Annotated in this window: 16 protein-coding genes; all 16 read left to right on the top strand. The window is 28.8% G+C overall.

The window, feature by feature from the left end; all coding sequences use genetic code 11:
* The first annotated feature begins 3 nt into the window (after positions 1-3).
* The 16 genes from tssO to VBY68_RS15725 all read left to right on the top strand — a co-directional run bounded on the left by tssO (position 4) and on the right by VBY68_RS15725 (position 15,618).
* The gene (gene tssO, locus VBY68_RS15650; protein ID WP_099215496.1) at positions 4-450 is read left to right on the top strand and encodes a type VI secretion system TssO; all 447 of its coding nucleotides are present in this window, start codon (positions 4-6) and stop codon (positions 448-450) included.
* Positions 451-460: 10 nt separating this feature from the next.
* Entirely contained in the window at positions 461-1,393 is a 933-nt protein-coding gene (locus tag VBY68_RS15655; protein WP_415270250.1) for a PKD domain-containing protein, read from the top strand.
* Positions 1,394-1,395: 2 nt separating this feature from the next.
* Entirely contained in the window at positions 1,396-3,720 is a 2,325-nt protein-coding gene (gene tssR / locus VBY68_RS15660; RefSeq protein WP_415270251.1) for a type VI secretion system protein TssR domain-containing protein, read from the top strand.
* Positions 3,721-3,756: 36 nt separating this feature from the next.
* Positions 3,757-4,542: a type VI secretion system tube protein TssD gene (gene tssD / locus VBY68_RS15665; RefSeq protein ID WP_415270252.1), complete on the top strand. Its 786-nt coding sequence runs from the start codon at positions 3,757-3,759 to the stop codon at positions 4,540-4,542.
* A 6-nt stretch (positions 4,543-4,548) separates the two neighbouring features.
* Complete coding sequence (locus VBY68_RS15670) at positions 4,549-6,093, top strand: hypothetical protein (protein WP_415270253.1); 1,545 nt, start codon at positions 4,549-4,551, stop codon at positions 6,091-6,093.
* The gene (locus VBY68_RS15675) at positions 6,093-6,845 is read left to right on the top strand and encodes a hypothetical protein (protein WP_415270254.1); all 753 of its coding nucleotides are present in this window, start codon (positions 6,093-6,095) and stop codon (positions 6,843-6,845) included. Before VBY68_RS15670 ends, VBY68_RS15675 begins: the two co-directional genes overlap by 1 nt.
* A gap of 41 nt (positions 6,846-6,886) precedes the next feature.
* On the top strand, positions 6,887-7,492 hold the full coding sequence (locus VBY68_RS15680; RefSeq protein WP_415270255.1) for a hypothetical protein: 606 nt from the start codon (positions 6,887-6,889) through the stop codon (positions 7,490-7,492).
* A gap of 223 nt (positions 7,493-7,715) precedes the next feature.
* Positions 7,716-8,927 carry a glycoside hydrolase family 19 protein gene (locus tag VBY68_RS15685; RefSeq protein WP_415270256.1) on the top strand — a complete coding sequence of 404 codons (1,212 nt, stop codon included), beginning with the start codon at positions 7,716-7,718 and terminating at the stop codon, positions 8,925-8,927.
* Between the two features lie 111 nt (positions 8,928-9,038).
* On the top strand, positions 9,039-9,740 hold the full coding sequence (locus VBY68_RS15690) for a tetratricopeptide repeat protein (protein WP_121147681.1): 702 nt from the start codon (positions 9,039-9,041) through the stop codon (positions 9,738-9,740).
* A 247-nt stretch (positions 9,741-9,987) separates the two neighbouring features.
* Positions 9,988-10,596 (top strand): hypothetical protein, encoded by a 609-nt coding sequence (locus VBY68_RS15695; RefSeq protein ID WP_147431734.1) that lies wholly within the window; start codon positions 9,988-9,990, stop codon positions 10,594-10,596.
* Between the two features lie 263 nt (positions 10,597-10,859).
* The gene (locus tag VBY68_RS15700) at positions 10,860-11,474 is read left to right on the top strand and encodes a hypothetical protein (protein ID WP_415270257.1); all 615 of its coding nucleotides are present in this window, start codon (positions 10,860-10,862) and stop codon (positions 11,472-11,474) included.
* A 301-nt stretch (positions 11,475-11,775) separates the two neighbouring features.
* Positions 11,776-12,174, top strand: a complete 399-nt coding sequence (gene tssD / locus VBY68_RS15705; RefSeq protein ID WP_099215485.1) for a type VI secretion system tube protein TssD — start codon at positions 11,776-11,778, stop codon at positions 12,172-12,174.
* A gap of 149 nt (positions 12,175-12,323) precedes the next feature.
* Positions 12,324-14,120, top strand: a complete 1,797-nt coding sequence (locus VBY68_RS15710) for a type VI secretion system Vgr family protein (protein ID WP_415270258.1) — start codon at positions 12,324-12,326, stop codon at positions 14,118-14,120.
* Positions 14,121-14,122: 2 nt separating this feature from the next.
* Positions 14,123-14,272: a hypothetical protein gene (locus VBY68_RS15715; RefSeq protein WP_415270259.1), complete on the top strand. Its 150-nt coding sequence runs from the start codon at positions 14,123-14,125 to the stop codon at positions 14,270-14,272.
* 6 nt (positions 14,273-14,278) lie between these two features.
* The gene (locus tag VBY68_RS15720; RefSeq protein WP_415270260.1) at positions 14,279-15,118 is read left to right on the top strand and encodes a hypothetical protein; all 840 of its coding nucleotides are present in this window, start codon (positions 14,279-14,281) and stop codon (positions 15,116-15,118) included.
* Positions 15,119-15,129: 11 nt separating this feature from the next.
* Complete coding sequence (locus tag VBY68_RS15725) at positions 15,130-15,618, top strand: DUF4280 domain-containing protein (protein ID WP_415270261.1); 489 nt, start codon at positions 15,130-15,132, stop codon at positions 15,616-15,618.
* Positions 15,619-15,620: the final 2 nt, after the last annotated feature.

Raw genomic sequence — 15,620 nt, forward strand, 5'->3', positions numbered from 1 at the left:
GCTATGGATAAACACGAAATTTTTTGGGAAAAAATAAGATTTTCTCTTCTGTTTATAATAATCTCTACAGTGGTATTTATAATACTAACTAAATTTATTTTTAAAGTACCTGTAGTAGAAAGTAAAGAGTTACTAAATAGTATTGATGCTTCAGAAGAAATTTTTGATGTTCAAGAAGACTATACAAAAAGAATAAAGAAAACACATAAAAAAATTCAGGAAATACCTTTTGATGTTATTCAAATCCAGGTACTAGATGAATTAGATAAAGAAATCCAACTATACAAAAAAATCTATAGAGATAACGATATGAATAACCGATACATTTTTGGAGTTCAATCATCAAAAACGCTTAAAATGTTTTTCGATTTGAGTGAAGAATACAATGCTTTAAAAAGAAATAATAAAGTTTTGAAAGAGAATTTAGAAGAATGTAAAGCTAACATTTAAATATAAGAGTATGTCTAATAAATTTAAATTATCAGCTTTAATTTTTATAGCTCTATTAGTACTTATACTAGCAATATTTGCACCCTACAAATCAAGACTTAGTAACTTAGATTTTTATGTATCTGAGTCTAATAGTAATTATCAATTTGAAGTTGGAGAAAAACTGTTTTTCCTTCTAAACGATACCAGTTTAGTTGAGGGAAGAAAGGTAGTATGGCACATGGGGAATGGAGATTCTATTGTAAAACGAGGTAATATTGACTATAAATATCGTAAGGAAGGCAAATATCTTGTGTCAATTAAAATAAACGATAAGTTCACAGTATCAAAACAAATAGGAGTAGTTTCCTTACCAAAATTGTCGCCAAGAGATTCTTTAGTAACATTACATGGAGTAGATGAAGGTTATGTAGGTGAAGAATTAGTGTTTTTTACCGAAGGAAAGGGAATAAATACTTGGTATTGGGAGTTTGGAGAAACAGGAACTGTTGATGCTTATGAAGAACAGGTTATTTATAGGTATAGTAAACCAGGAGATTATAGAGTAAAACTTCAAACAAATACATTAAAATACCCTATATATCATAACATAAGAATCTTACCACGATTTGAAAAAGTTGAAGAATTAGAAAAAGTAGATTCTTTAGGGGTTGTCCAAAATGACATTAGAAAAAGACTTCAAGCAATAGCCGATAGTAAGGTTACCGATCGGGGAACTTTTTATAAGAACTTAAATTATATAAAAAACAATTACACATGTAATCAAGCTGAAGACATACTTGTAATTGTTAATGGAGGAAGGTATAATGACTTCTTTAGTTATTGTCAAGGTTTACACTATCTAGAAAATAAAAAAAGAAGCAAAATAATAATTAATAAAGTTGAAATAGATACAATTAAATGTTTCAAAAGATTAAATGTAACACAAAGTTTACTAAGATAATAATGCAAAAAAAAATAACACTTTTTATTTTTTTTCTGTCGCTATGTTCCTTTCCTGTCATATCACAAACTATAGGAAAATATGAAAAAGTAAAGGAAGTAAAAGAAAATAGATTTAACTATCTTAAAAAAGTAAAAACAAAGCACGATGCCTCGTTAAAAATGGTTTTTTCAGACAGAGAAAACAATTCTTTTTATAAAGGTCCATATATTCAAGAAAAGTTTAAGAAAAAAGGATTGCTAACTCCGTTGTATGTGATTGATGAAAAAGAAAATTCGTATGAAGTAGTAGTAGCTAATCCAGACCAAATAGGGAAACCTAAAGGTTTATTTTCGATGTTTTATGGAGATAAGTTTAACTTTAAAGATACAGAGCAAGTAGAATATTTAGGGTGGATACCTGCAAATAATGTTATAGAGTATAATCACTCTTTTATAGAAACCTGTAACAATAAACCAATAAAATACAAAGTAGGTACTGATAAAACGTTAAGGCTTTTTGACTTAAAACCTTATATGGAAGTAGATTCTGTAAACGTGTTTAAAGATCCTTTTTTTAGAACAAAGTCTAATAAGAAGTTAGTATCCAATCAAATAGTATATCCTTATAAGTATGATGAAAAAGGAAAAGCAGTATTTGTTTCGGATAAGCCTATTTTAAAAGATTCAACTTCTCAAACAGTAGGCTGGATACCATCAAACTTAATTTCTCGCATAGGGCAAAATCAAGTGTACGTTGTAAATAACACTGATAGTTTATTTGCTGTTAGTAATAAAGATACAATTCAACTTACAGGTGAAGATGTATTGTCAAAATATGTATATACAGGGTATAAAAATTTGAAAATAGATGTTACTAAAGATCTAATAGCCCCAGTACATGTTTGGAACCATGATAAAAATAAACTTATCAATGTAAAAGGAAACAGTTTTTATACAAAAGAAATAAAGTTTATGAAAGAGGAATCTAAAGTAGTAAACTTCCACTTTATTTCTAAAAACGAAGAAAGCGAGCACCTAAAAAAAATACTAAATTCTCTACAAAGTTTATACATAACCTTATTTCAAGAACCTACAGAAACTAAATATAGTTTTTCAGCAATATTAGTGGACAAAAAGGGGACAGCGATATTAGAAAAAACAAGTTCCTTTTCAGAATGGATTAGTTTTGTAGAGTCTTTTATAGAAAGCAATCAAAATAATTTAGCTGTAGAATACACAGAAAAAACAATGTCTATTCCAAAGGCAGTTAATTATGCAATAGATAATTTTTCAGGTGAAAAAAAACGTTTTGAAAACAACTTCTTTATCATAGCCTCAAGTAAAGAGAGTACAAATGATATTAAAAGGCAAAAAGATGTTTTTTTTGAAAAAATAGCTAAAAAATCACCTAAAATTATTTTTGCTCAATTAGACAATAACAAAAGTGTAAGATCTCAAAATTACATATTAGGAAGTAAAGAGTTTTTGTATAAAACAGGGAAATTTTATAATGAATTTATCAAGAATTTTATTGTAGATAATGAAATTATTGTAGAAAACAATATACTTAAAAAAGTACCAGCAGACGAAGATAATATCTATGTGTATGATGCACCAGATAATAGTTTGTTTAATGGGGGAGTTGTTTTTCCAAGGATAGAAAGTTCCTTAACTCCTTTATCTTTAGAAAAAGCGATAGATACTGTTTTAAAAAGATCTGTTTTAACCAATGATAAACTTATATCCTCTTTAAATTACTTCAATAAAAAGCTAGGAGTTTTAAGAAGTGAGCCAAGTGCTACGATAAAAACAAGATATAAAGAGTTAAATACAGATAGTTTACGACTCTTTCAGTTAAGTAGAAACAACTTACATGAAGTATTATACCAAAAAGTATCATTACTTAATGATAGTATTATTAAAAAAGGATATGTTTTTGATAAGGATGAAATTATAGAGTTGATAGAAAATTACCGTAGTACATTTCCTCAAATGGCAAAACCAATTACGAGAAAAAAACGAAGAGTAATAAAACGCCTTTACCAAAAACAAATAAAAATATTAAACAAAGCAGCGTATAGATATGTTTTAAGTAGAAAAGCAACAATTGCCGACCTATTTTACTTTAAATCAGGAATCCCTCTAAATCACGAAGGTTATTATTGTTTACGAATACATAAACTGCCAAGAAAAAGAGTAGGAAAAAACGGTTTTGAGAAATTTTATTTTCAACAATATGAAAAAATAGATAAATTAGAGGAATTATTTTTAAAAAATAAGTTGCAAAAAGTAGAAGAAGGTTATAAGAGTGAAGTGTACTTTATACCTTTAGAACTATTGCCCTAGTTAATAGTTAGGAAGAACCCCGAAAATTGCCTAAAAATGAATGTTAAAGCAAAGCTATTTGTATGTGGAGAAGAGCGAGAACTTTTCAATACAAATTTAAATTACGATCGACTTATTGATTGGAACGGAAAACCTACCTCTGCCTTAATGGGAGGAACCATCTCGGTTACATTTGAATCACAAATGTATGACGATAGTTTTTTAGAGTGGATTATTGCAGACAGAACTGAAAACAAAAAAGTATCATATCCCTTTAACTTATATCAGTTAAGAGAAGGAAAAGTTGTTTTTTATCAAGATGATTTTGACGGATTAGAAATCTTTGAATACAGTTTTAAAGATGCTACTCTAATAAATTATCACGAAAAATTTTGTAATCAATCAGGTATGCAGGTTACTTTAACCATATCACCTGCTATGCAAGACTACCGATTTTTTAACAACTCTAGCTGGAGTAAAAAAAGTACCACACGCTATATAAAACACTGGCAAGAAAGTTTTATACCAATAAAAGAAACTGCACCATACAAAGCTAAAGAAGATACAACACCACGTTTTACCTGTTATTATACCGACCTTGAAGGTAACAAACAAGCAGAAGTAAATACAGGAGAAGAAGTGTACTTAGTATTGAAAACAGAAAACGCTATAGGACAAACCATAGATATCGATTTGAGTAACCACACCAAAGATTTTATATATAACGATAAGGTTATCGAAAATGATATTATAAAAGATTTTAAGGTAACTAGTAGTGAACATAAATTGAAGTTACGTGTAGTTGTTCAACAAGAAGGAGAAAGAGAAACAATACAAAATTAATTAGCTATGGCAACATTAACCGTAAAACCAAGTAATACTCTGAAAATTAAAACCCAACGAGTAAAAAAAGCTTATTTGGCAAAAAAAGAGATTAAAGGTACTGAGAAAACAGGAGAAACTGAAAGTTATACTTTCAAAGGGAGCAATAATACAAGTACAAAAGCTCGTAAGGAAAAGATAGCAACAATTATTTATAAAAACATTAAGGGAGGTTTACAAAAAAAGCAACAGCAGACAACAGTTGCTCACATAGTAGAGGTACTTAAAAAAGAATCATATACAAAAGGAGATTGTATTGATATTCCTTTAATTCTGCCAAAAATAGAGTTTACAAAACTAGCTAATGCTAATTTAGGAGATGAGGTGTATATGGTGGTTGAAACTGAAAATATGGCTAATAAACGTATAAAGTTAAGTTTAAAACAAGCCGAAAAAGATTGTTTGGTAGCAAAAGGTAGTTCTATAGTTTTACAACAGGATGGCAAAAAAACTAGTGTTGTAGAAACGTATGTAAGCAGGTTTACAGAGCAAAATAAAAAGAACATATCAAATGCCGAAGATTTTAGAAACTTTGCAATAGATGCAGTTAGACTATCACCTAAAGAAGAGAAAGATCAGAAAAAATACAGAGAAGCTTTAAATAAAACAACTGACAAAAAAACAAAGTTGTTTATGGTCGTTGATGCAGAGCCTGAAAATCAAAATTGGCTTGAAGTAAAATATGAGGAAATTTTTGATAACCGCCCAAACTTTTGGCATTATGGTGATGGTAATTGGTTTGAGTTAGTAAATCTTAACATTATAAATATTTATCATACGGGAGAAATAAGTAAGCTAGACTTTAAAGGAATAAAAGAGGTGAGTTATATTTATCATGATAAAGATGGAGGTAAGCATAGTTTAGGGAGTTTTGATGTTATTGATTCTCAAAAGTGGATTGATGGGACGAGACATGAGTGGAAAACAAAAAAAGGAGGAGAATGGAAAAAAGTGACAATAGGGGCAAGAACTCGTTATTATAAAAAAGATGGAAATTTAAGGAACCCTCTAATTACACCCTTCAAAGGTAGCCCGAAAGCATTTAAATACTCTGATTCAAAAAGTATAAACTTTGCTTTATATGAAGATACTTCAAGAGAGTATTTTAATCCAGAGGCTTTTGCTACTTTAATAGGTGCGTTAGCAGAGGTTAATTATGTAGATGTTGTTTCTAATGGTTCAGTTGCGACAGATGGTACAGGTGCTTATAGTGTTAGTCACTTTAATGGTTTTAATATGGATTTTAAGTACTTAAGAAAGGATAAGAAAAAAGCTAAAATAGATAAAGATTCAAAAGGAAATAAAATACCAGTAATTTATGTAAATAATAAAGACCTTGATATTGAAAGGCAAAATGCTTTTTTAGATGCTTTACATAAGTTTGGTTGGGGAAAAACGATTAAAAACTTATCAAATAAAACACATGAAAATAAAGATTTGAATCACTGTAAATCAGACAAACACCACAAAGATCACTTGCATATTCAAGGACTTAAAATAAAATACAAATAATGAAGAAGAGTATTATATTTATTCTAGCATTTCTTTCTTTAACACACTGTACTACCAATATAAAGAAAAAAGAAGAAAAAGGAACTGTAAACAAAGAGGATATAAAAAACAATAGTAAAAACTTTGTTAAAAAAGTAAAGTTCATAAAGAGTGAAATTTATGAAAATAACTGTGATAAAGATGTTGTAAAAGGACAAAATGCTATTGAAAGTATTAAGTACTATACTAAATTAAATACAGATACTTTAAATATTTTAAACCCTAATGAAGATAGATTATTATACAAAACGACAGTAAAAAAAATTAATAGTTTAACTAAAAACTATCAACCATCTTATTATTATTTTTTGCTAGAAAATAAAGATGAAGATATCAAAAAAACTTTTTTTTCAGAGAACTATTTATATGCAAGAGTAAAATCTAATTATAAAGAGATAGATTTTTTTATATTATTGAATAAAATATTTGATGAAACTAAAGAAGGAGATACTAGTGCCATAGGTTACAATTTAGAACTACTTACTTATAATAATATCCAGAATAAATTAATCGATAGAGTAAGATTGGTTACATCTGGAATAGGGTTAGAAGATGTTTCTTATCACGAATGTTTTACAATAAACTCTGACAATATTATTGTTTATAGTTATAATTCAATAGAAGATGAATCTATATTTATAAGAAGAGAAATAAGCATAAAGGTTAATGGAACGTTTCATGAGAAAGAAGCAAAAGTAGAAGTTTCTGATTAGGTGTGAAAGTAGTTAGGACTTTGTGTATTATAAACGTTAATATGAAATATACTAAAGTAATAATAATTCTATTTCTTTTTTTTAGTTGCAAAACAGCAATAAAACGGGATACTGATATAGTAGAAGAAAAAAATGAGGTAGAATCAGTAAATGTTGAGGAAGATAATCATAAAAGTAATACAGAAAAAGATACTTTAACAAAAGTAGAAAGCCAAAAAACACTAGAGTTTAATGTTAAAGAGGTTTTGGAAGAAGATATGATAGGACTATCTTTTAATGAAGAAGAGAAAGAAGTGTTGAAAAGATATACGTATGATGTTTCTGGAGCATGTTATTCATGTGATATAGCTAATGTTAAATTTAATCATAAGGAAGTAACCTTAACTAATGTTTGTGAAGATTCGGAGAAAAGGGTTTTTAAGATAGAGAGTATAGTTAAAAAAGAAAAAACTTATGAAATACTCTTTATTCAAGAAAACCAAAAAGTAAAATTATTTATAACTAAAGTAGAAGAAGTCCCTATTTATAGTGTTCAGTTAGATGCAAGTTTCCAAGAAATAGATAACTTTCAAATCAATAAATTTTATATAATTAAAAGGGACTTAAAAAAGCTAGAGATTCATGATTGTGGGGAGTTTGAAGGATAAGTAGAAAAATTATTGTTTAATTGTTTCGTATAAAAAAAGTGATAAAAAAGAACCAGTTAAGTATAAAATAGTTTCAGGAGATACATTAAGTAAAATAGCAAAAAAACACAATACTACAGTAGCAAAAATAAAAGCAGACAATGGCTTAACAAGCGATACCATTTATGTAGGAAAAACTCTAAACATTGGTTCACAACCTAAAAAAGAAAAAATAGGAGATAAAGTGACTTTTAAGAGTTTAAAGTCAGCAAATTTAGGCGATGAAGTTTATATAGTTGTAAAAACATCAAACTTAGCAAATAAAAAAGTTTGGTTGAATGTTAAACAAGGAAAGGATGAGGAAATGAAGTTAGAAACTGAAGAAAAAGGTTTAATGTTACGGCATGAGAAAGGTACAAATACAATAGCTGAAGCACTTGTAGGAGCATATGCAAAAGATAGTAAAATTACAAATAAAGATGATTTTAAAGATTGGGCAATATTTAAAGTTACGTTAGGAGGTAAAGATACCAAAAGAGAAAAAGAAGAGTTAGATAAGCTTAAGGATAAAAAGGCGTTTATGTGTCTATTAATTGATGCCCATACTCCTAATGGTATAAAAGTAGTATATAATGGAACGAATCCAGATAAAGATGGAGAACCAGACCAACGCACAACACCTAACCGTTGGTTAGATATAGACGGCAAGTGGTTTGAGTTAAAGGGAAATGATTGTTGTAAGTCGGATTTAACTAAGGAGCAAATAAAAAATATAGCGACTAGTGCTACAGATGCAAATATAGAAGAGCATATAAAAGGAATTAATGAGTCTTTTAAAGATAATGGAATCAATACGTGTCTTCGTAAAATTCATTATTTAGCACAGTTGATTCATGAATCAGGCAGCTTTAGGTATACTGAAGAAATAGGAGCAAGTGAAACAGATTATGGAGGATTTAAAGGTAGAGGTTTGATTCAGTTGACTTTCAAGTCAAACTATGAAGCTTATGGAGAATTTGTTGATGAAGACTTTACGTCATCCCAAAAAAATAAGGAAAAGTTAGAAGAAGACCCTCATGCAGCTAAATCAGCAGGTTGGTTTTGGGGACAAAAAGCAAAGTTAAATGATGAAGCTGATAATAATGATTTTATATTTATTACAAGGCTTATTAATGGGGGGGTTAATGGATATAATGATAGGTTAAAATATGTAAAAAAAGGTTTTAAGGAGTTATATAATTCTTGTTCAAATAAAAAAAGCGATACTACAGATTATAAATTTAATGAGAGTGAAGCTTATAATGATAAAAGAGCTTCATTTGCTTGGGGGTTATGGCATGACCCAGATTTATCTAAATCAGGATGTACTAAAGATAAAACGAAATCATTAGAGGGGTATGAAAGGTTTATTGAGTTGACTGACTCCAGTTATTCTAAAAAAATTGGTATGGGATAAAATCAATCTCTAATTTTTCTTCAATTAAAAAAAGTACTGGAGGAGGGGAGAATAAAAAATATTATGTAAAAGTAAGAGAAGCAGCAGAGTTACGTATAAAAGCTTTAAAAAATGAAAAATAAACAAATATTAATTGTATTATTCGTTTTTTCGATCATTTTAATTCAATGTAAAAAAGAAAGGAATAAAGAAAGTAAAACATTGAAAAATGAGTTTGCTTCTAAAAATAAAAAAGAGGTAATCAAGGACTACTTGTTAGAGGGGATATACTTCCCAGATGAGTTTAGTGGAGATTGTGACTTTTGGTTAAAGATAGATAAAGAGGAAGAAAAATATTTATATACCTTTTTTAAAGGTTCGAAAGTAGAAAAAAAAGGAGAATTATTTTTAAAAGCTAAAGAGAAGGAAGTGAGTTTTTCAAATGAATTTAATGGCTCTTGTCATAGAGACACTATTTTAATTCAAAACTATGGAAACAGTATGAACTACTATGAGCGAATCCCTTACTGTAGTTTTAAATACATTAACCTTATAAAACAACTCAAAGTAAATGAAGATAATTTAGTTTTTTTTAATGACAAAGCTTATTTTCTTGAGCAATCGGGTTTATATGAAGAAGCCGTTTATATTCTTGAAGTAATCATAAAAGAGTTTCCAAACAGGACAGTTGCATATCTTAATTTAGGAGATGCATATTGGGGCTTAGGTAAAAAAGAGGAAGCTAAACAAGCATATAAAATTTATATTGAACAAATGAAAGCTAAAAACAAAGAAAGTAAAATACCAAGTCAAGTTTTAGAAAGAATAAGTTAGTTATATCTTTCCAGAATATAAAAAAGTTAAATTCTCTTAGCTAAGTTTAAGGCTTTCAAATTAATTGAAACATATCTATTAATGTAATTATTTGGGCAGCGGAAATTTTGATTATAAGAATTATTAGGTTTAATAGTGCTAATTGAGATGAAGATATATGGTAATAGAGGCTAAAAAAATGACAAAAAACGAAGCCTACAATTTAATAATATTTTTTACATCTATTTTGTTTTTAATAAGTTGTAAAATGTCTAAGGATAACGAAAAAAAGCTTGTTGAAGTTCCTGTAGTAGAAAGTATACAAGCATTTAGCTGGGATACTGTTTCTATTAAAAAGTTACCTTATACGTATTCGTATGACTATAATAATGATTTTTTATTTGCTCTTACTGATAGCTTAAAGCAGAAAAATGAAATAAGTGAGAAATCGGAGTTGAATTTTTTGTTTTCTGATAAAACTGAGTTTAAATTAAAAGAGGATTTATACGCTAAAGAGGAAGATAGTTATCCTTATAAAGGAAAAGGATATTTTTATAAGAGGTTTCCAGATAAAAATAAGTATAAAGTGCTTTTATTTATTTATTCAAATAAAGAACAAGATTATTATCTGCCGTATTTTGAGTTACAAACTATAAACAGTAATAACAAAACTGTTGATAAACTGATTGTTGTAGGAGGAAAGAATTATGAATGTGGATGGGATAGGAGCTTTGAAATTGATAAAGATTATACAATTACAACCATTGATGAACAATCTTGTTACGATATAGAAGAAAAAAAAGAAATTGAAAGAGTAATATATACAAATAAGTATAAAATAGATACCCAAGGTTATTTTAAGAAAATAAAAAAATAAGATTATTTATAACTAAAACATAAGAAGTTCCGATTTATAATTTTGAGTTAGATATAAATTTTCAACCTCTAGGTATTAAAAAAATCTGAGGTAACAATACTGCAAGATTAGTTTTTGCTGAGATGAACCATTGTAATTAGCAACTAAACTTTAACGTCTTTAATTTTATATATATTATTAGTAATAACTGTCAGTCAATATAAAAAACTTACTACTTTTGCTTAACTGCTAAAAAGAAGAATAAATCTAACATTCTTAATGTTTTGAAGAAGAAAAAGGACTATTATAAAATTATAGTAGTAGCCATTTTTTTAAAAAAAATAATTCTTTCTTCTTATAACTATAAACGTGTTAGTAGCAGTTTTTCAATTAAATTTATAGATATGATTTTTAAACTGATATTTAGAAAAAAATTAAAAGAGTTAAGAAAGAGAGAACAAGGGATAGAGCTAGAAAGAACCCGTTTAAAAAAAGTTAAGTATTTATTAGATGAGCGTGTAGGAGATGGAGCAAAATGTGTAATAGAAACAACTAATAAAGGGGTTGCAGTATTAGTAGCAATAAATTCTAAAGAAAATGAAATAGAAGTTTTTGATATTGACACTATGAACATGTCTTCAGTTAAAGAATCTGGGTTATGGGTGAAGATGTGGGATAAAATTAGAAGTAAAGAGGTTTTTTTGCAAGATAGAAATGGAAAAGAAAAAGGACTTGAAGAAGTTGCAATGATGCATTTATTTAACCTTGTTGATGAAGCCACAAAAGAAAAAGTTAGTTGGAAAGTAAAAGACATTAAAGATTATAATGATAAAGACGAGCTTATTACTTTGTATGAAAATATGGGGTTTAAAATAAAACACTTTTTAAAGACACAATAAATTTTTTAAGATCATAAAAGTTAACTTGACTAGTAGTAGTCTTTGTTCAGCTAAGATTATTAAGTTTTCTTGAAAAATAATTTTAAAAAAGTAACAATTTTTTTACATAGAAATTTGGAAGTAAAAAAACTATAATATACATTTACACCACATAAGGCAATATTTGTTATCTTCTTTCTTCTTATAGAATGGCGCCAAAAAATAAAAAAAGAGAAGGTTTTATATTGTTTAAAGCTTTCTCTTTTTTTATGGAGAAAGCTCTAAAAAGTATTTTAATTATTTAACCCAAAAAAAAGAAACTATGGGATCATTTAGAGCAAGTTTCGAATTCGCAGGAAAAGAATTCGACGTATTACAAGCTGAGTACAGCTTAAACAGAAACACTGATACAAAAGGTAAACCATCTTCAAGTGTAAATGGAGGAAGAGTTACTTTAACTATCGAATCTACATCAGATACTTCTGTTATCGAAGCAATGGTAAATAGCCAATTTAAGTCTGTTGATGGAAAAATTGTTTTCAAGAAAACTGATGAAGATTCAAAAATGAAAGAAGTGGAATTCAAAAACGCTTACATCGTTTATTTTAAAGAAGATTTAGATGTAAACAACGAAATTCCAATGAAATTAACAGTTACTTTCTCTGCTGAAGAGTTACTTATTGGTAATGCTAACTTAGATAACCGTTGGCCAGTAGCTTAATGAGAAGGACTAAATAACTTTTAGTTTTATATAATTTATTATTAAAGACCTTCTCTTTTTTTAAAAAAAAGAAGGTCTTTTTTTGTTCAAAAAAAAGCGGTGATAGTTATTTTCGTATATAATTGTCATTAAGAAAAAAGAAAATTACAATGCATAAGATAAAAGAAGAAGCTTTAGATAAGCAAATTACCATCGACGGTAACTTTGTAAAGAGCTATAAAACAATTACAATTAACCAATTTTTATACAAGCATCATACTTTTGAAGTTGTAGTAGATATAGAAACGGTAGAAGAAGCAGGAAGCTACACACTAGATAAATCAAAAGAATGGTTAGGTAAACAACTTACCACCAATGTTTCAGGTAAAGCTTTTGTAGGAGTTGTGTTAGATGTATCAATGCGTCATGATGAAGTAGGATTACATGGCGAATTAATACTTAAAGGATTGTCTCAAACTGTTTTGTTAGAAAATGGAAAACAACAAAAATCTTGGTTAGAAAAAGACTTAGGAAGTATTGTTTCAGAAACCCTAGATGCTACTGCTATTAAAAGTAAGATTAGTCCAGCTTATACTACAATAATCCCTTATCAATGTCAATATGCAGAGAGCGATTATAAATATCTTCAACGGTTAGCATATCAATATAATGAATGGTTTTACTTTGACGGAGTAGACGTTATTTTTGGAAAGCCTGAATCTGAAGGTCAAAAACCAATAGAGCTAGAATACAGTAAAGATTTAAAAGAACTACAAATAAAAACCAAAACATATAATCCTACTTTAGCGACTTATAGTTACGATTCGTTAAATGATCAGTTTTTTGAAGGAGATTTAAAAGCAAATAATGAAGGGTTAAACGATTTAGCCAATACAGCACTAAAAGCATCAGAACAAGTTTATAAAGAAGTAAAAGACTTTGGAGTAAGTGATGTGTTTTTACAAGATAAATCATCATTAGATGAGTACTTACAAAAGCGTTTACAAGGGGTAAGTGCAGGAGGTAATATACTTAAGGCAAGTGGAGGAAGAAAAGGACTTTGCTTAGGGACTATAATAAAAGTTAGTGCAGCAAAGTATGACGAAGGAAAGTATACTGTAAAACAGTATGGAGAATATATTATAACTCAAATAAGTCACTATGCTGATGTTGGAGGAGCATATCATAACACCTTTGAAGCCATTCCAGCAAGCACAAAAAGTTTACCACTAAACGAAAATATAGCACCAGCTATAGCTAATAATCAAGTAGCTAAGGTAGTAAGTAATAAAGACCCAGAAAGTAAAGGACGTGTACAAGTTCAGTTTTACTGGCAAGAAGCTATTGGAGCAAAAACAGATTTTATTCGTGTAATGACTCCAGATGCAGGGAGCAGTGAACTTACTAAAACCAATAGAGGATTTGTATTTATTCCAGAAGTAGGAGATCAGGTAATGGTAGGGTTTGAACATAACGACCCTAATCGTCCTTTTGTAATGGGAAGCATGTTTACAGGTAAAAATGGAGCCGGAGGAGGTGAAAACAACGTTGTAAAAAGTATTGTCACTCGTGGCGGTCACATCATAGAGTTAAATGATACAGTGGGAAAAGAGAGTATTACGATTACCGATAAGAACAGTAACATAATACAATTAAACACTCACGAAAGTTCCATAGTTATTTCCGCAAATGAAAACATGACTTTTATGTCTAAAAACTTAGACATTGTGGTAAGAGAAAATTTAAATATTACCACTGGTAAAGACAAAAGAGAAAATATTTCAGGAAATCACAAGCTTAAAGCTACCAATATAATTCAAATAGCAGATGAAGAAATAAAGAACGAAGCAGAGCAAATAATACAAGAAGCAGGAAAAGAAATAGACCTCTTAGCTAGTGGCAACATAAATAAGCAAGCAGAACAAAAAATTAATAATAGTAGCGGAAAACAAAGCAACCTTTTTTAAACATGAAAGAGAAAAATACTATTATAAAAATAGCCAAAGGGAAAATTATACTTTCTACTAAAAATGATATTTCTATAAAGGCTAAAAACATAAACAGTTTATCTAAAACCCTAGTAAATGAAACAGGGAAAGAAGGTATTGTTTTTAAATAGCAAAGTATGAGTTTTGGTGTATACGATCATGTAAATCATGGTGTTAAGAATAGTTATGGTGTTACCTGTACTTTTTTAAAAGAACAAATTACTATCAATTATATATTTGATATTGCTTATCAGGCTTATAATCAAAAAGACTACATAGTTCATATTAACAGAAAACAGTTCTTTCTTAATAAGGAAGAACCAAAAGAAATATTAGATGTTTTAGCATTACGTTGTGCAGCACTTATGTATCCATTACAATTACATATTTCTAAATTTGGCTTCAACTATAAGCTTTTTAATTTTAAAGAAATACAAGAGCGTTTTAACAAGCAACTACCAAATATTCAAAGAGAATTTACTGGTGAAGTAACAGATGCTTATTTTGCTGAAATTAAAAAATCGGTAAGTAATGAAAGTATATTTACAGAGCGTTTAAAAAGTGACTTTTTATATGCACTATTTTTCTATGGCTTACCAGTAGCATATCAACATAAACCAATACAAGATAACTATCAAGTAAACATACCTATACACCCATATCAACCCGAAAACTTTTTTGTGGGAGAGCAAACGCTTAAAAAAGCAGAAAATATACACGATGTAACTTTTAAAGGCTCAGATGAAAAAGGTAATACCTTGTTGTTACATCATTTAGTAGAAAAACAAACTCTTATACCTTTGCGTATAGAAATGTTTTACAACAAAGAGTTAGATAGTGAAATAAATTGTAGCATAGTTCAGCTTAAAGAGCGAAAAGAAAATATAAGCTTTAACTATAAAAAAGGTAAAGCTATAGAAGGAAAACAAAAGAAACAGAAAAAAGAAAATTGGTTTAGCAGCCTATTTAAAATTTAAAAAAAATTATTATGAGTGATGTAGCAGTAATTTGCAATGGTGCTATGTGTAAATGTGCACATGGTTTTACACCCGACACCTTTGCAGTAGTAAGTACGCATAAACATTATATAAACGAGTCTAGTGGTTCTCAAAAAATGGTAGGTTCTACTATGGATATAGGGCAACCCTTTGAAGCAAAAACTTTTGGACAGTGTAAACTACAACCCTCTGGAAGTAGTTATTTACCTTGCATGCCAAACGTAACACAGTGGCAAGACTTTTATGAAAAGGTAACATTAAGTAACCAAGGAAAAATATTAACAGAAAAAAGTAAAGCTATTTGTGCTATTGCAGGAGCACCATGTATAGAGTTTACTTTTCACGGACAGGTAGGAGCGCCATCAGAAAGTCAAGCCGCACAGACAAATACAGCAGTGCATAGTCAAATGAATCCACTTGCAAACCCAAAGCAAGCGATAGAAGACACTGATGATACTGATTTATTAGAAATTAAATAACC

It is taken from the genome of Tenacibaculum ascidiaceicola (assembly GCF_047470925.1).
Lineage (GTDB): Bacteria > Bacteroidota > Bacteroidia > Flavobacteriales > Flavobacteriaceae > Polaribacter > Polaribacter discolor.